The organism is Thermococcus barophilus MP, assembly GCF_000151105.2.
In the GTDB taxonomy this organism is placed as follows: Archaea; Methanobacteriota_B; Thermococci; order Thermococcales; family Thermococcaceae; genus Thermococcus_B; species Thermococcus_B barophilus.
The window spans coordinates 785689-803129 of record NC_014804.1 but is presented as its reverse complement, the minus strand read 5'-3'; the positions used below and the strand labels follow the sequence as shown (position 1 = coordinate 803129).

Annotated in this window: 14 protein-coding genes; 7 read left to right on the top strand and 7 right to left on the bottom strand. The window is 41.7% G+C overall.

Annotation, left to right across the window (positions count from 1 at the left end; all coding sequences use genetic code 11):
* Positions 1–5 precede the first annotated feature (5 nt).
* Both TERMP_RS04610 and TERMP_RS04605 read right to left on the bottom strand, forming a co-directional pair.
* Positions 6–1517 carry a replication factor C large subunit gene (locus TERMP_RS04610; protein ID WP_013467200.1) on the bottom strand — a complete coding sequence of 504 codons (1512 nt, stop codon included), beginning with the start codon at positions 1515–1517 and terminating at the stop codon, positions 6–8.
* Positions 1518–1530: 13 nt separating this feature from the next.
* Complete coding sequence (locus TERMP_RS04605; RefSeq protein WP_013467199.1) at positions 1531–2511, bottom strand: replication factor C small subunit; 981 nt, start codon at positions 2509–2511, stop codon at positions 1531–1533.
* A 69-nt stretch (positions 2512–2580) separates the two neighbouring features.
* Here TERMP_RS04605 and TERMP_RS04600 point away from each other — a divergent pair, with 69 nt between their 5' ends.
* The 3 genes from TERMP_RS04600 to TERMP_RS11260 all read left to right on the top strand — a co-directional run bounded on the left by TERMP_RS04600 (position 2581) and on the right by TERMP_RS11260 (position 5257).
* Positions 2581–3069, top strand: coding sequence for a metal-dependent hydrolase (locus TERMP_RS04600; RefSeq protein WP_013467198.1), 489 nt, complete (start codon positions 2581–2583; stop codon positions 3067–3069).
* 61 nt (positions 3070–3130) lie between these two features.
* A complete protein-coding gene (locus TERMP_RS04595) occupies positions 3131–4318 on the top strand; it encodes a glycine C-acetyltransferase (RefSeq protein ID WP_013467197.1) in 1188 nt (395 codons plus the stop codon).
* 123 nt (positions 4319–4441) lie between these two features.
* The gene (locus tag TERMP_RS11260; RefSeq protein WP_013467196.1) at positions 4442–5257 is read left to right on the top strand and encodes a DUF835 domain-containing protein; all 816 of its coding nucleotides are present in this window, start codon (positions 4442–4444) and stop codon (positions 5255–5257) included.
* 1 nt (position 5258) lies between these two features.
* Here the strand turns inward: TERMP_RS11260 and endA are convergent, their stop codons facing one another.
* Both endA and rimI read right to left on the bottom strand, forming a co-directional pair.
* A complete protein-coding gene (gene endA / locus TERMP_RS04585) occupies positions 5259–5774 on the bottom strand; it encodes a tRNA-intron lyase (RefSeq protein WP_013467195.1) in 516 nt (171 codons plus the stop codon).
* On the bottom strand, positions 5771–6280 hold the full coding sequence (gene rimI / locus TERMP_RS04580; RefSeq protein WP_013467194.1) for a ribosomal protein S18-alanine N-acetyltransferase: 510 nt from the start codon (positions 6278–6280) through the stop codon (positions 5771–5773). Before rimI ends, endA begins: the two co-directional genes overlap by 4 nt.
* A gap of 191 nt (positions 6281–6471) precedes the next feature.
* Here rimI and herA point away from each other — a divergent pair, with 191 nt between their 5' ends.
* Genes herA through nurA form a run of 4 tightly spaced genes read left to right on the top strand, consistent with a single transcriptional unit; the run spans position 6472 to position 13505 of the window.
* Positions 6472–8205 carry a DNA double-strand break repair helicase HerA gene (herA, locus tag TERMP_RS04575; RefSeq protein ID WP_013467192.1) on the top strand — a complete coding sequence of 578 codons (1734 nt, stop codon included), beginning with the start codon at positions 6472–6474 and terminating at the stop codon, positions 8203–8205.
* Positions 8195–9526 carry a DNA double-strand break repair protein Mre11 gene (mre11, locus tag TERMP_RS04570; RefSeq protein WP_013467191.1) on the top strand — a complete coding sequence of 444 codons (1332 nt, stop codon included), beginning with the start codon at positions 8195–8197 and terminating at the stop codon, positions 9524–9526. Before herA ends, mre11 begins: the two co-directional genes overlap by 11 nt.
* 4 nt (positions 9527–9530) lie before the next feature.
* Positions 9531–12182: a DNA double-strand break repair ATPase Rad50 gene (gene rad50 / locus TERMP_RS04565; RefSeq protein WP_013467190.1), complete on the top strand. Its 2652-nt coding sequence runs from the start codon at positions 9531–9533 to the stop codon at positions 12180–12182.
* Positions 12183–13505, top strand: a complete 1323-nt coding sequence (gene nurA / locus TERMP_RS04560) for a DNA double-strand break repair nuclease NurA (RefSeq protein ID WP_013467189.1) — start codon at positions 12183–12185, stop codon at positions 13503–13505.
* Here nurA and tgtA read toward each other — a convergent pair whose 3' ends face one another.
* The 3 genes from tgtA to TERMP_RS04545 form a co-directional block, all read right to left on the bottom strand.
* On the bottom strand, positions 13506–15242 hold the full coding sequence (gene tgtA, locus TERMP_RS04555; RefSeq protein ID WP_013467188.1) for a tRNA guanosine(15) transglycosylase TgtA: 1737 nt from the start codon (positions 15240–15242) through the stop codon (positions 13506–13508). It lies immediately after the preceding gene.
* 121 nt (positions 15243–15363) lie between these two features.
* Positions 15364–16293, bottom strand: a complete 930-nt coding sequence (locus TERMP_RS04550; protein ID WP_013467187.1) for an inorganic phosphate transporter — start codon at positions 16291–16293, stop codon at positions 15364–15366.
* Positions 16294–16385: 92 nt separating this feature from the next.
* Positions 16386–17435, bottom strand: a complete 1050-nt coding sequence (locus tag TERMP_RS04545) for a glycosyltransferase (RefSeq protein WP_013467186.1) — start codon at positions 17433–17435, stop codon at positions 16386–16388.
* Between the last annotated feature and the right edge of the window lie 6 nt (positions 17436–17441).

Here is a 17441-nt window from a genome sequence, read left to right as displayed (position 1 = left end):
AGGGCTTATTTCTTTAGAAAGTCAAACAGCGTCGCCTGCTTGCCTTTCTTCTTTGCTTTGTCGATCTTCTCCTCCTTCTTAGGTTTTTCTTCTTTCTCCCATTCTGCCTCTTCTATTTCCTTTTCGATTTCTTTGCTTTCTTTTTCTTCCTCAGAAACTTCTTCACCCTCTGCTTCTGCAGTTTCTTCCTCAGGTTCTTCTCCAATTTCTTCCTCTTCGATCTCTTTGGAGGGTTCCCCTTCTATCTCAACTTTTATCTCAATTCCAGCTTTCTTGAGCTTTCTGTGAATTGAGAGTGTTTTGCCCTTAATCTTCGTTGCTTTTTCTTTGTCTCCAGCTAAGAACTCTATCTCTTTGTCTCCCAAGTCCAAAAAAACAGCTATATGGGCAGCAACGTCTAAGTTGTTTTCGAAGATCGTTTTGAATATCTGCATTGTCTCAATAGCTTCAAGCTTGCTCATGTGCATCTGCTTCATGATTTTCTTGATAATTGAGTCCCTGATTCCCCTTTCTTCCTTTGTATCCTTAAGCATTCTAAGAGTCTTCGGAGGATAGAATTTGAGGAAGCCCTTCTTTTTCACTCCTGAAACTGCAACTCCTGCTGTCATCATGTCTATTGCATACTTCCACAGCCCGTAGTTTCCGCTTCTTTTAGCCCTTCCTAAATAGATATCAGCTCTGCTTATGGCGTTGTAAGCTTCAGCAATATCTTCCGGCTTATAGTAGATATAGGGGATGTTCTCATCAACCCAGAGAAGGAGCTCGTCGGGTGTCATGTCCAAGTTCCATGTTGCCATTTTTGCCCTCTTTGCATTATCGCTTCCAAAGATCAGTCCCAGTGCTTGAAAGATTGTTTTTTCCACATCTCTGTAAGCAAGCACTTCCCTTGCGTCCTCTATTCCGCCGGCAACTACAGTTTGCAGATCATTTATTGCAGCTCTTAAATCTCCGCTTGCCCTTTTTGCTATCTCTGCCACTATCTCCTTTGGAACAAATATGCCCTCTGCCTTAATAATTCTGAAAAGTGCCTGCATAATGTCTCGCTGAGTTAAGCGCTTGTATTCAACGACCTCGGCTTTATTTCTTATCTCAGCGGGCACTTCCCAGTATTTATTGGCAGCCATGATTATGGGGTTTCTTGCCCTGTCTATGAGCTTTGCTATCTCGTGAGCACCGCTTGGCTCAATGTTATCGGCCTCATCAAGAAATATCAGCTTTCTCCTCCTTCCAAAAATGTCCATTGTGTATGCAGCATCAAGGTATCTCCTTATTTTCTCGAAGGTTCTTTCATCGCTTGCGTTGAGCTCAATAACCTCAAACTTATACTCATTAGCCAGGGCATAAACCGTGGTGGTCTTTCCACTTCCCGGTGGGCCTGCAAGGAGGAGAGCCTTTTTCTTTGGAGTTCCATGAACCCACTGCTTAATCCATGCCTCGACTTTTTCAAGAGCCTGCCTTTGATTAACTATTTCTCTCAGTCTTTTTGGACGGTACTTCTCAACCCAGGGTATATCCATCGTGCTCACCTAATCATTTGCCCAGCAGAGTAAACTGGGCAAGCAGAGCCTCAAGCTGAATCATTTCATTTGCTCCCTCAACCAGTCTAAAGTTGTACTCTCCAATCTTATCGGCTAAAGCAACTTTCTTGGGCTCGCTTATTGGCAGGTTGAACACTTCTTTATGCATTTGGATAAGAACGTCTTCTCCACTTAGGCCCTGCTTAAGGAGAATTTCTCTGAGCTTCTCCCTTGCCTTGAGGAAATTACCCTCCAATGCCATGAGCATCATTTCCCTAATATCTTCTGGTCTTGCTCTGCTTGCAACAAGGAACACATTCTCGTCTGTAATCTTTGTGTCAAGTGCTGCTGCCGCTTGCAGAACGTTAATTGCCCTTCTTAAGTCCCCCTCAGCTATGTACAGGAGCGCTTGGAGCCCTTCTTCCGTTAGCTCCAGTCCTTCGTTCTCTGCTATAAACCTGATTCTCTTTGCAATGTCTTCATCCTTAAGGGGTCTGAACCTGAATATTGCACATCTTGACTGAATCGGCTCAATGATCTTTGACGAATAATTACAGCTTAATATAAAGCGAACGTTATTCGAGAACATCTCCATCATTCTTCTCAATGCCTGCTGGGCGTCTTGTGTTAAAGCATCTGCCTCATCGAGGAAGATTATCTTAAAGCTTGCTCCACCAATTGGCTTTGTTCTTGCGAATTCTTTGACTTTTTCTCTAATAACGTTAATTCCTCTCTCATCACTCGCGTTCAGTTCGAGGAAGTTGTGTCTCCAGTGTTCTCCAAAGAGTTCTCTTGTTAAACACAAAGCTGCAGTCGTTTTTCCAACACCGGGAGGGCCAGCGAATAGAAGGTGGGGCATCGAGCCTGTTTTAACGTAGTGCTTGAGTCTCTTAACTATATGATCTTGTCCAACAATGTCATCTAATCTCTGTGGTCTATATTTTTCAACCCATGGTTTTTCCAGAATTTTAACTTCTTTGACCTCTTCGCTCATAGCTATCACCCATCATCGTGAGCTAAAGGTTTATTATGCCTTGAGATATTAAAAACTTTGGGAGATAAGATGGATCCCTTAAAACATGCATCAATTCCTTTACTTGCATTTTTGGCTGTCAGCAAAAGTCCAAGCTTAGTTTCGGTTGCTGTTCTCCTATTCGGTGCTGTTTTTCCAGATTTCGATGTCCTTTTTGAGGAGCATAGGGGTTATTTTCACTCCCTTCTGTTTATTATGCCGATTTTTACGCTTTCGTTTTACATCCAAAACCATTATCTTTGGCTGTTTGTCTTTGGGCTTGGGATGCACTTCTTTTTGGATTTTTTATCAGGTGTTATACCGTTTCTGTACCCTCTAAGGAAGAAAGGGTTTGGGATAAAGGTTTCTGGAGTTATAGTCTTTGAAAGCCTGCCAAAGATAAATGTTAAATATGAAATCCTCGTTGGGTATCCCGCCAGATCAAGGGGAAGCTATGTCGGATTTTCAAATGAAAGTTTGGCAATAGCGTTGGTTGCGCTAATTGCTCTGCTGTTCCGGTTGAAATTTTCATCATTGTGACAACTTCTGAGCGGTGCAAAACTTTTATACCCATGAAACTTAATTTCTTTTGGTGGTTTCTATGGGGAAGCTTGACTGGATTACCGAAGAATTAAACGAGCTTAAAGAAAAAGGTCTCTACGTCAGGATTAGAGTCCTTCAAAGTGCCCAAGGCCCATGGGTTGTCGTTGACGGAAAGAAGGTTTTGAACATGTGTTCAAACAACTACCTTGGCTTAGCTGCACATCCAAAGATTAAGGAGGCAGCAATAAGAGCTATTCTCGACTATGGTGTTGGTGCTGGAGCAGTAAGAACAATTGCCGGAACAATGGAGCTCCACGTTGAACTTGAAGAGAAACTTGCAAAGTTTAAAAAGAGAGAGGCTGCGATCCTATTCCAGAGCGGCTACAATGCCAACTTAGGCGCAATAAGTGCCTTAATAACTAAGAAGGATAACGGCGTCTTTATCAGTGAGGAACTCAACCATGCGAGCATAATCGATGGCATGCGCTTGAGCGGTGCTCCAAAGGTTATCTACAAGCACCTTGATATGGAGGATTTAAAGAAGAAGCTTGAGGAGACAAAGAACTACAAGAAGAAGCTTATTGTTACCGATGGGGTATTCAGCATGGATGGTGACCTTGCACCATTGCCGGAGATCGTTGAATTAGCTGAGCAGTATGATGCAATGGTTTACGTTGACGATGCTCACGGTGAAGGTGTTTTAGGAGACCACGGAAGGGGTATCGTTGACCACTACAAGCTCCACGACAGAGTTGACTTTGAAATGGGTACGCTGAGTAAAGCATTCGGTGTCATCGGTGGCTATGTTGCGGGTTCTGAGGAGGCTATTGAGTATCTGAAGCAGAGGGGAAGACCGTTCTTGTTCTCAAGTGCATTAAATCCACCAGATGTTGCTGCTGCAATAGCTGCCGTTGAGATCCTTCAGCACAGTGATGAGCTTGTCAAAAAGCTCTGGGACAACACCCACTTCCTCCAGAAAGGTTTAAGAGACTTAGGCTATGATCTTGGAAACACCAAGCACCCGATTACCCCGGTTATGCTCTATGATGAGAAATTGGCTCAGGAGTTCTCAAGGAGACTGTATGAGGAATACAACATCTTTGCACAAGCAATCGTTTATCCAACGGTTCCATTGGGAACTGCCCGTATCAGACTTGAGCCTTCAGCAGCTCACAGCAAAGAAGACCTGCAGTACGTTATTGATGCCTTTGAAGACCTTGGAAAGAAGACTGGCTTTTTGAAGTAATTCCTGCACCTTTCATCTCTATATTTTCCTACTTTTCTGAACTTTTCTGAGTAACAGTGTCTATTTTTCCGCATAAAATCTTATATTTTGTCTGGGAGATTTTATATACAGGAGGTGAGAAAAATGACGATACTTGGAGCACTTATTGCTGTGGCGATTGAAGTAGCCCTCCTAATTATTTTGGCGTTCAGCATCAAGTACAGGCCAGTATTCATAAGGCACCACCCCAGACTGAAGAAGTTTTATGATTATATCCTTTTAGGTTTCATGGTGTCAACTTTTGCAAAATTGGTATTCCTCCCCTTGGATTTGGGTGACATGGGACTAATTGTAATTACATCTTCTGAAAGATCTATGTTGAACCTTTTGGGAAACTTCTTCTTTATAATCGGTATTTTCTTCATTGTTCTGGGATGGGCACACCTAATAAAGACGCTGACTACAAAATACATTCTCACACCTGTGGTCGAGCTTGGAAATGGCAGGGTTCAAGTTAAAGTCTCCCCCGGGCTTTATATCTGCAATATTGATAAGGGGTATTCAGCGTTTCTGAATCTGCTGAAGGGCCGTGCAGGGGTTATAATATCAAGAGTTCCTCCAGAGATCCTACGGAAAAGACTTAACTTAGAAAAAACTCCAATTCTGTGGCTTACAAAGGTGGAAGGTGGGAAGACTGTCCATCCGCACCGTCTGGAGTTTCTGCTCCATACCTTGGTGGACTTCATGAAACGAGACAGCACATCAAAGATTATACTGCTTGACGGGTTGGAATACCTTGTATTAGAGAATGGTTTTACACCAGTTTTTAAATTCTTGACCGCTTTGAAAGATCATGCCGTCATGAACAACACGATCATTGTGGTCCCAATAAAGATGGATGCCTTTGATGAAAAAGAGCTCAGCCTTCTAAAAAGGGAGTTTGGAGAGCTTAACATCTGATTTAAAACTTCACCCTTTCAATTTGATAGTACACAATGTCGTTGTCTTCATCAACAACCGCCATGATCATTTTCTTCCTCACTCCATGTGCGACTCTAACCCTCGCCGTTAGATCGTTCGGAAACATCTTTTGGTTTTCACTCACAACCCAAACAAGCCAGTCTGAATGCTCCTCCATGCCTTTGCGGTAAACTCTAAAGTGAGAGCCGTATTTAAGGGCAGTTTTTACAACATACCCTCTATCTCTTAAATCTTTGTACACTAAAAACTTCAGATCGAACTGCTCGTCTTTCTTCCTTCCCAAATCAAAAAGCTCTTTTAGGCTTAGCTCTTTGTTCCCGTCGAACACTTTAATCTTTCCTCTGTCCATCAGGTATGCAGCTTCAATTAAGGATAAGAAGAGCTTCCCATTAACAACTTCTCCAAAATACCGCTTGTTGTAAAACTGATTTATCGCCTTCTCCCTTTCACTAAAAACCCTTTCTCCGCTGAGATAAAAGGCTATTGGTTCCTTCAATTTCCTTCCCTCCATTCGTTCGCTGGCAAAACCATGTAGTATGCGTCTTCTCCATCTGAGTAATAGCCGATGATCCTTTTCACCTTTCTAAATCCAAGCCTTTCGTAAAGCTTTATAGCCCTTTCATTGCTTACCCTAACCTCTAATCCTATATACTTTGCTCCTCTTTCTATGAGCTTATTGATAACTGAAATCATCAAAGCCTTACCTATCCCGTTTCCCCGGTAAAGGGGATCAACGGCTATGCTCATTACGTGTCCTTCCAAATCTGGCTTTAGATATGCCATAACATAGCCCACAACTTTTCCATTGTACTCAGCGACCAAAAAAGTGTCTGGGTTGTTTTCTAAGAACATCATAAAGAGTCCCCTTGGGTACTGCTCTCTGAACGATTGATGCTCAATCCTAACTATCTCGGGTAAATCAAAGAGCTTTGCAGGTCTGATTACAACTAAGCTCAGCGGAATTCTTTTCATCTGTGGCAGGTCTCTTGAAGATGCACTCATGTTTTAATTTACTCCCCAAGAACTTTTAACATTTTGGGAGCAAGATTTAAAAGATTCCATGAAGAGCTATGCTCAGTGATGAGTGCCCTTGATCCTGATGAAAAGATGATGAGCGGATTCCTGGCTGATTCCTCTTTTTATCGGACAAAGATTTATATCCACGTCAGGAGTAATTATGAGATGGTGATAGCATGAGAGTAACAGAAGAGGTCGTTGGTATAGTCAGAGGAGAGGCAACTGTCACAAACTACACATTCTCTGCTCAGCCTGATGCCGAATTACGATTCGGAGAATTTGTTGTTGCTCAAAATAGGGAGGGTGAGTGGGTCATTGGCAACATTAGAAAGCTTGAAAATATAAACTGGCTTCTCAGCGGAGGAAAAAGCACATATCATGCTCTTCAACTGGATTTAGAACAATATGGGGATAGTATTGAAGCTAATGAAGAACTTATAGCTACTGTAAGAATCCTTGGTAAAATCAAAGTTAACGGAGGAAAAGTTGAGGTTTTGCCAAATAGGGTGCCCATTCCTAATGGTAGGAAGGTGTATCGTCTAAGCGACGAAGTTCTCAGGGCAATATACAATCCCGGAGTTGGGTATATAGAGGTTGGAAATCTTCTTTTGAGAGAAAGTGTTCCAATTTATCTGAATGCTGATGAGCTCGTTTCAAGGCATTTTGCAGTTTTGGCTGTTACGGGTGCTGGTAAATCAAATACTGTGGCTGTGATGATTAGCCAGATTGTTGAAAAGCTTAGAGGTACAGTTGTTGTTCTTGATCCTCATGGAGATTATATTAAGCTAAAGCTTCCAAATACTGGAAAAGAGTATGTCAAGATAATTGAAGCTAAAATAAGACCGGAGGAGATGGACAGTGAGGAATTGGCTGATTTGATCGAGGTTGCAAAGAATGCGACAATTCAGAGAGAGTTCTTGGCTAAGGCTTGGGAAACAGTTAAGCATGACTACCCTAATCTTGGCGGCAGAGAGATTATCGAAAAGCTTATGGAAACGATAAACGACTGGATAAGACACAAGGAGGCAAAATACTGGGATGGAGCAAAGCAGAGTTATCTCACTGAGGAGCTCAAGTCGGAGAGAGTTGATACTTTAAGGGGAGTTGTCCTGAGAATCAGAAGATTCCTGAGAAACTATGGAGCGTTATTGACGAGTGAGGATTTGATTTCCCAAATTGAGCCGGGTAAAGCAAATGTCATTGATTTAGGTCCTTTGGATGAGGGGCAGATGAAAGTTGTAGTTGGTAAGCTTTTGCATGCTATTTTTGAGGCGAGAGTTGATTATGAAAAAGCAAGGAAGAAGCTTGAACGCATAAAGGAAGAGTTGAGAGAAAGCAGAGTTGCCAGAACTTCAAAGCTTGATGAAGAAATGAAAGAGCTTGAAAAAACTATGAAGGATATTGAGGCTAAGAGCAAAGCCCTTGCTGAACCAATCCTTCTGATTGTGGAGGAGGCTCACATCTTTGCTCCGCAAGGAGAGCACAATGATGCTGTGAGAATTTTAAGCAGGATTGCAAGGGAAGGTAGAAAATTCGGTGTAGGGTTGGGGATAGTCTCCCAAAGACCAAATAAGCTGAATGAGGATGTCTTGAGTCAAACAAACACGAAGATAATTTTGAGGATTGTGAATCCAAAAGACCAAGATTATGTTCTCAAAGCGAGTGAACAGCTGAGCTCTGATTTGCTCTCAGATATCGCCTCTCTCGGTAAAGGTGAGGCTGTAATAGTTGGCCAAGCAATTGCTCTACCCGCTTTGGTCAAAATACACAACTTTAAATCTAAAGGCGGAGATTACGGTGGTGAGGATATAGGGGTCGTTTCAAGATGGCTCAAGAGGGCTGAGGAAGAAGAAAGGGAGAGGGAAATTCAGCAGATTTATGAGGATGAGGGGATAGAGTATGACCTTTAAATTTGCCCACATTGCTGACGTCCATCTTGGATTTGAGCAGTACCGCTTGCCCTATAGAGCTGAAGAGTTCAGAGAGGCATTTGAGACTGCAATAAAAAAAGCAGTTGAGGAGAAAGTCGATTTTATTTTGATAGCCGGAGATTTATTCCACAGGAGCAATCCAAGCCCCCAAACCATTAAAGATGCTATTGACATCTTGTCGATTCCGAAAGAAGATAACATTCCAGTTTTTGCCGTTGAAGGAAATCATGACAGAACCCAGAAGAAGATCTCCGCCTATCATCTCCTTGAGTCTTTGGGGTTGATTCATCTTCTCGGATTCAGCGAGGAGAAAAAGGAGAATGAATACCAAACTACGGAAAAAGTCAATGGAAAATTAATTGTCAAGGGAGTTTTTGAGAAAGGGAATAAGAGCATTGAGATTTACGGAATGAAGTTCATGAGTGCCGCATGGTTTGAGAGAAATAAGCTCAGCGATTATTTCAAGCCAGATGGAGATGCCATACTGATGCTCCATCAGGGAATAAAGGAGATGATGGACAAGCTTTATCTTGAAACTCAGAGAGATTACTTTGAGATAACCCTTGAGGATCTGCCAGATGGATTTCTCTATTATGCAATGGGGCATATACACAAGAGGTGGCAGACGAGCAAGGGTCTTGGCATCGTAGCTTATCCTGGTTCACTGCAGAGGTGGGACTTTGGGGATTATGAGATCAGATACAGATGGGATGGAAATAAGTTCTCACTTCAAGCTGGAGAGGATAAGGGCTTTTTGATAGTTGAAGACTTTAAGCCCCGGTTCATTAAATTAGACGTCAGACCTTTCTATGATATCAGGATAAAGGCAAATGAAAGTGTTGCAAGAAGGGAGCTGAAGAGGTTGGTGGCAAAGATACCGAATGAGGCATTTTTGAGAGTCCATATTGAATGGGAAAAGCCTTTTGACGTTTCCTTCCTCCATGATGTTTTCAAGGTTAGGTATCTCCACATAAGAACGAAGTTCGGCAAAGCTTCCCTCCTGAAGGCGAAAGGGACAACTGCAAGCGAGTTTTTCACACCTATGGAGCTTAAGGTAATTGAGAGAGTTGGAGAGAAGGACTTTGAGGAGTTCGATGAGATAATAAAGCTCATCTTGGAGGGCATAGAAGATTCCACCAATGCTGACAAGAAAGTCGTTGAGAAGGAAGAGACAGAAGAAAAGCTCCAAAAGACAGAGCCACGGGCGGAAAGGGAGATAAAGGTGCAAAAAGCTGAGAAAAAAGTGAAAAAAGCTCCCCCAAAGAAGAAATCTGATATTTTGGCTTGGTTGAAGGGGTGAGAATATGAGAATTGAAAAAATCATTGTGAGGGACTTCCGCTCTCATGAATTTACTAAAGTAACTTTTACGTCTGGAATAAACCTGATAATAGGTCAAAATGGTTCTGGAAAAAGCTCCCTGCTTGATGCGATACTCATTGGCTTATACTGGCCTGCAAAACCTAAAGACCTCAAAAAAGACAGCTTCCTCCGTGTTAATGGAAAAAGCACAGAGATAACGATATTCTTCGAAAAAGATGGAGTGAGATATCAAGTTCACCGCAACATAACGAGGGGCATCGCCTTTGCTAAGTACTATGACGGCACTTGGCACTATGTAACCGATGCCAATCAAAAAGCTGTGAGAGACTGGATGGAAAAGCTTATTCCTTATGACATTTTTGTTAATGCAATTTACATAAGACAGGGAGAGATTGATGCAATACTTGAGAGTGATGAAAGCAGAGAGAAAGTTGTGAGGAAAGTGTTGGGGCTTGATAAATACGAAAACGCATACAAAAACCTTCTTGAGGTCAGAAAAGTGATAGACTCCAAAATTAAAGGAATTGAAGAATACCTGAACGCAATGAAGAACATAGATGATATGATTAAAGAGGCTGAGAAAGAACTAAGCAGTGCTATTAGGCAGATAAATGAGCTTTCTCCTCAAATTCCAAGACTTAGAAGGGAAGTTGAGGAGCTTGAGAAAAAATTAGACGAGCTTGACAAACTTGCCAGGGAGCTTGAGAAGTTAAAAGAAAGCAAGTCTGGGATTGAGAAATCCCTTGAAGGAATAAACGCAAAGATAAACTCCCTTGCTGCTTCCATAGCTGAGAGGGAGTTAAAAGTTAAAGAACTTGATGAAAAGGTCAAAGAGCTTGAGAAAATTAAGCCCAAGGCAGAAAGGTACAAAGAGCTTGAAGAATTTTACAAAGAGTACAGCGAGATAAAAGCCAAAGCAGAAAAAGAGGTTGAGAGATATGAAGGTCAGATATCTCAGATCAAGGAAAGACTCGAGGAGCTGGAAGGAAGGGCGGAGGAACTTGAGGAATTACAAGAGAAGATATCAAAACTTGACGAACAGCTTGGAGAACTGGAAGAATATGTCAAGCAGTATGATGAAGCCTTAAGAATTAAAAAGACGATTGAATCCCTAAGGAAAAGGCTCAGCTTAAGCGGAGAGGAACTCAAAAAGCTCAAAGCTGAAATTGAAAACGCCAAGCAGAGGAAAGAGGAAATCCTTAGGGAAATTGAAGAAATTGGAGAGAAAAAGGGAGAGCTAAAAAACGCCACAAGTGAGAAGAACAAAGCCATTTTGGAGCTCAGAAAAGCTAAGGGCAAATGTCCAGTTTGTGGAGCTGAACTAACGGAGAAGCACAGGGAGGATTTGATTAAAAAATATACTCTGGAAATCGAGAGCTATGCAAAAGAAATGGAGCAGCTTATGAGGAGGGAAAAAGAACTCAGGGCTGAGCTTGTAAAGATTGAGAAAATACTGAAAAAGGAGAAGGAGGTTATAGCTAACGAGGAGATTTTCAATCAAATGCAGGAACATGAAAAGAGGCTTTCTAAATTTAACCTCAAGGAGCTTGAGGAGAAAGTTAAGAAGCATGAGAACCTCTCTGCTGAGAAGAACAAGCTTGAGGGGAGATTGAGGAGCATTCAAGAGGAACTGAAGAAAAAAGCTGCCTTGGAGAAGAAGAAAATCTATCTGGAGAGAAAGATTTCTGAAATCAAAGCCAATTTGTATGAGTATGAAGTTAAACTTAAGAATCTCGGATTTGAGGACATCGACACTCTAAAAGCCGAGATTGGAATGTTGAAACCGATTTATGAAAAATATCTAAAGCTCTTGAACTCGCAGAAAGAACTCAAGGCTGAAAAAGAACGTCTTCAAAGGGACAAGAACGAATTAGAGATACTTAAAGAGAAAAAAGCTGGGCTGGAAAAAGCTCTTTCTGAGATAAAAGAAAGGTTAGGAGAGCTTGAAAAGGATTACAGCAAAGATGAACATGAAAGAGTTAGAAAAGAGCACATTAAAAAGAGGGAGGCACTTGTAAAGGCAGAAACTGAGCTTGAAAATCTTGAAAAAAGAAAAGAGGAGCTGATTAAAAACTTAGAAAACTTAAAGAATGAGAAGGAAAACGTTAAAATCAAGAGAAAGGAGCTTGAAGACTTAAAGAAAGCCCGTGAGAGAGTTCAAAAGCTGAGAGAAAAAGTCAGAATGTTCAAGAATATTCTCAAGGAAGATGCTTTGGCAAAAGTTGGAGAATATGCAAGTGAAATCTTTGAGGAGCTGACAGAGGAGAAGTATTCAGGGATAACTGTGAAGGCTAAGGAGAGTAAGGTTGTTCTTGGCGTTATTTACGATGGAAAAGAAAGGGATTTGTCATTCTTAAGTGGTGGTGAAAGGATAGCCCTTGGACTGGCGTTTAGACTGGCTCTGTCTTTGTATCTTGCTGGAGAAATCCCCTTACTTATAATGGACGAACCGACGCCCTATCTTGATGACGAGAGAAGGAGGAGGCTTGTTGATATAATGGAGCGCTACCTTAGAAAAATCCCGCAGGTGATCATAGTTTCTCACGATGAGGAGCTGAAAGACGCTGCAGACAGGGTCATTAGGGTTAGACTTGAGAATGGGGTTTCAAGAGTGGAAGAGGTCGAGGTGAGCTGAATGTATCGCCTAATTTCAAAGGATCAGGCGGATAAAATTCTCAACATGCTCATCAGTGAGCTTAGAGAGGCTGAAAATGCTTTAAGTGGGAAGATTGAGTGGAAACCTCTGCCAGAAAAGAAAGAGAGCAAAGTTTATGCTGTTGATGGCAGTCAAGGTAAGGCAAGGCTAAGCGGAACGATAATCTATACCGTTGCATCCTTTGCCTTTGGTAATGGCAAAAGCGCACGTTTGGTTTACACCAATGCCATGATTTACAATCATGGAATCTCTGACCAGATAATCAGGTTGCAGATGGAAACCCTTGAGAACAAGCTTGGTGCTCTGGTTGGGACTGAAGAGCACATGATTTTGATGGACGGAACCCTTACAGGTTCTTTAACGAGACCTCCAGTTTATCCGGAGAGCGTGAGGGGTATAACTACTGTAATGGAGACATTAGGAGATAAGATGCTCGAAGACCTTATTAAGGACTTCATTGATAGGCTTGATTATCACTATTATGATCTATCCAGGCGCTTAAAGGAAAAGAGGGAGCTTTACAGTGGAGTTATATTAGCGGATGATGTCATAGGGGATTATTCGGAATTTTACAAAGCAATGGAAGGTAAAGAAGTTGTCAACTATGATGGGGCATTAAAGAAGTTGAGAGATGCCCTGAGAACCAACATGCCTCAAGATGAAATCATAAAAATTGCAGAGAGGCTGGAAGAATATACTGAGCCAAAAACTCTAACCCTTGAAGATGCCAAGAATACCATCCACGTCGTTTTGGGTTACCTTGAATATCTTTACTCTCTCGAAAAGCTTCTCCAGAAGGAGCTTATATACATAGCAAAGAGCTTTTACAACAGAAAAATTACTTCAAAGTTTGGCATCAGCGCTGTTGATGTTCCGTTCCTTGATGCTTACCTGCTCAAGGTTTATGGGGAAGAACTTCCAGGTTATTACGTAATTTACGACCCGGAGAAAACCGAGGAGAAAAAGAGAATAGCTCATCGTCTTCCAAGGGTTTTAAGAAAATACTTCCCAACTGTTCAGGAGTTCATAGAAAAAGGAGTTCCGTCAGCTTACATCAGGACAATGAAGGGTGGAGTCATATATCTGCTTCAATCTAACCGCACAATCGACGATGAGCTCATAGGAAAGCTCCTCTGGCATGAGAGCAGCGGGTATATAAGGCCTCTTCAGAGGGCGCATGAAGGAGTAAAGATTGAGCAGAGGATGTTCAAGGCGGAGCTTGAGGCACTCATGAACTACTTAAAGAGAAAAAACAAAGAGCTGAGAGTTTTCATAAAATATGGAAGGTCGCCTTTGGAGTGATTATTTTTCAATTCCCCTCCTCACCTTTACAGCTAACCCTTGCTGGAATATCTTAAGCTCTTTTCCACTGAGCAGAGTCTGTCCAGTAGCTAAAAGCTCATCGTTTTTGTTGACAACCAAAACCTCATCATATGGTCTTATGTTCTCATCGGCATCAATCACGAACTTCGCAAAGACGTTCTTTCCTTTTCTTGCAAAAGGCTCTGCATCCTCATTGACAACGACTCTCATCCTTGGATAAGGTAAAATCTGGTGAACTCTCTTCGCCCCTTCAATTCCAAGTGTCAACAATCCATCTTCAGCTCTAAATGTTGCTAAATGCTTGCCCTTAGCTTTTATCTGCCTCGGCATTCCTGTCTTCCTTGACAGCTCAACAAATGCATCTTTGAAAGCTTCGGCAGCTCCTTCGCCAAATTGGTATTCTGCCACAGCTTGGATGTAGAGCTTTGCCTCGTTTTTCTTTGGCTTCTCAATTGTGAAGTCCTCTTCTCCTTCACTCTGGGCAAAAGGATAGCTCAAACTCAAATACTTTGGAATCTCACCGAAGATTGGATGGTTTATAGTTTCAGAGAACTTCTGCTTAACCCTCTCAGCCCTCTGCTTAGCTCTCCAGACTATGGGCGTCCCCATTATTTCTTCGCTAACTTTAAAGAAAGCCGAGCTTTTTGTTATTGGCTCATTTTCTTCAAGGTAATCTCTGTACTCAAGCAGCCTCTTGTACGCAGAGAAAAGCTTTGGATGAGACCTTGAGCGCTCATCAACTAACCTCCAAAGTTCTCCTTCTTTTATTGCTTGCTTTACTCTGTTGATTTCTTCTCTAATCACCCAGAGGTTGTGGAGTGCAAGCATCTTGACCCTTTTCTCTTTCGGCATTTCTTTAAGTTCCTGGGGCGTATAGCGGGAGCAGACTGGACAGGAGCATGGGAAGTATTCGAGCTCGCTCAAATGCTTAGTTCCTTCTGGAGTTAAGTAGCGGTCATCTTTTGCATACAAGGCATATGATGCTGAATCAAAGAGGTCAATTCCCATAGCAACGGCTAATGCAAATATCATTGGATGTCCAGCGCCGAAGAGATGAACAGGTCTGTCAGGTCTCAAGCCGAGCTTTGAAGCGACAACGACATCGACTAATTCCCTGTAACGGTAGGACTCCATCAATGGGACAACTGCTCCGATTGGATGAATCTCAAAGTTCATCTCGCTGAGCTTCTTGGCAGCATAAGTCCTTAAGTCGAGATATGTTGAGCCTTGAACCGTTGCGTTCATCGGAACCTGCTTTATTTCCTCAGCTTCCTTAGCTCTCTCTAAGGTTATCCTCAGGTCTTCCTCAGCTTTTTCTCTTGGAGCGTCTGGAACTGTGGGAATATCAAGAAAGGTTCCAATGTCTACGCCGATTTTATGCTGAAATTCAATGATCTCTCTGTTCGTGACTTCAACTCCCCCATAGCGCATGAGCTGGAATGAGCCGGAATCAACTTCAATTATGCCGTCGTAGTCCAAAAGCTTATGAATTCCCATTTCAAGAGCTTTTTGTCTCAGCTCTTCATCCTTGTAAATGATGTACGAGTTTGTGATTATTATGTGGAATCCCATCTTTCTCAGCTCTTTTGGGGTCACTATGAGCTGTTTTGGATTGACCACGGGCATGATGGCTGGAGTTTCAATTTTCTTTCCATTAACTTCAAGCCTTCCAATCCTGCCAGCAGCATCTCTCGCTTTTATCTCAAACTTGAACATTTCTCAACACCAAAAGCTAATAGGGGAGGTGGTTTAAAAGGTATTCCGAAGCACTCTCTTGAAGTGTTTCTTGCAATGGTTTTTGGTAATCCTGAGTGTTTAAAATGGCATTAGCAAAACACTAAAAAATTTTGATAAACAACAAAGTCAATAAACAAGAAACCAAAGGCGCCAAAATCCAGCCTTTTACAATATTAAAAGCCAACTTCTTGTTGATTTTGTGTCCTTTCAATACTCCCAATCCAATAATTCCTCCAATGATTGCCTGGCCAGAGCTTACGGGGAGTCCTATTATGTTTGCTGAGGTTACAGCAAGGGCTGCACCAAACTGAGCAGAAAACCCAGCTAAAGGGCCGAGTTGGGTCAGATTTTTGCCAATAGTCATCAGCACCTCATAGCTGAAAGTTAGGGCTCCAATGAATAACGCCAGCGCAAGGATTAGCTTTAATGTGCCGACTTCAATATTTGTTGAGTAGGTTAAGAGGCCAACTACGTTTGAGAGTTCGTTTGCTCCAAGATTAAAAGATGCATAAGCAGAGCTTAAAATTATCATCCATCTGTACAGAATTTCAATCTCATAAATTTTTGAAATGTGGTTTATGATCCATCCATACACAGCAAAAATCAAAATGGACAGTATAGCTGATACTATTGGGGAGACTACCCAGGCTAAAGCTATCTTTAAAACAATGCCCCAATTCACGTAAGTCTTCTGGTAAATCCCAATCCCAACGATCGCTCCTATAATAGACTGGGTAGTTGAAATCGGCAATCCCTTAAGTGAAGCAAAAGTTACAGCTAAAGCAGATGCTAAAAGTGCAAAAGAAAGATAATTTCTGTTAAAGTCTGGTACAATATTGCTACCCACTGTGTGGGCAACATTTGAACTGCCGAGAAATGCTCCCAAGAGGGAAAACACTCCAATCAAAAAAACTGCCCTTTTAAAGTTTAAAATCTCTGATCCTACAGCAATTCCAACAGCTTTTGCACTGTCGTTAGCTCCTATGCTCCATGCCATAAAGAGCCCTGCTGCAATTATTGCCAACTCCATGCAATCACCTCTATATTCTATAGTGCTCTATATAGACTATATAGACAAGTTGTTGAGTTTTTAAGCTTTACGGCTGAGAAAAGAAGGAAGAGTTATGTGATTCTCGATTTTAAAAGACATAAATATCCGTAGATATGCAATGTCAAGTAGAACAGTGCCCAGAACCATAGGAATACGGGGAACATGAGAGCATTTACCATACTTCCTCCTTCTATTAATGTTGGGATCAACATTGTTATAATTTCAAAAGCTATGAATGCCGCAAGCAGGGCCCAATTTCTATGGATCATCAGGAGAAGGGGCACAAGCACATCAAAAAGGGCTATAATGTCGCTTAGAATTAGAAATGTCCATTCCTTCGATAATCCTCCCCCCAAGTGCATCAAATCTCCCAAAAACCATCTTCTTCTTTGAATCCAAAGCGTTTTTAATGAATTTGGCATCTTTGTGTATGCTTTGGCTTTTGGGGCATAAACTACCTTACCAAATTTTTTAATTTTCCTTGTGGTTGCATAATCTTCAACTCTACTCTTGACAAAGCCACCTATCTTCTCCAGAGCTTCCTTCCTAAAAGCACTTATAGGACCAGGAGCCACGCTTAAGTCTTCAAGCTCTTTGGCTCTTCTGAACATTGCTATTCTCAGATGTTCAGCATCTTGAGCTCTTTCTAAAAGGGAGTCGGCTAAAACTCTAACTTGTCCACCAACACCTAAAACGCTTTCATCATAGAATCGCTTTACCAATTCTTTAACCGCAGAATTGTCCAATACTGTATCTGCATCTGTTGTTACTATTATTTCTCCTTGGGCTTTGGTTAATCCGAAATTTAAAGCTTTGGCTTTTCCCTCATGTTTTTTTCTGAAAACTTTTAGGCGCTCATCCTTTATGGAACTTGCAGTTTTGAACGTTTTATCCTCGCTTCCATCATCGACCACAATAACTTCTAAGGCTGGATAATCCTGAGAAAGTGCAGATTTTATTGACTCTTTAATGTTTCCCTCCTCATTATATGCTGGAATGATTATGCTCACAAGTGGAGTCCATTCTTTAATTCTGTAAGTCCACAATAAGCTAATTATGTAGTTAAAGAAAAAATAGGCGTCCCACAGCACTATAATTAATAGGGTAATTTCAAGCAGCATGATATC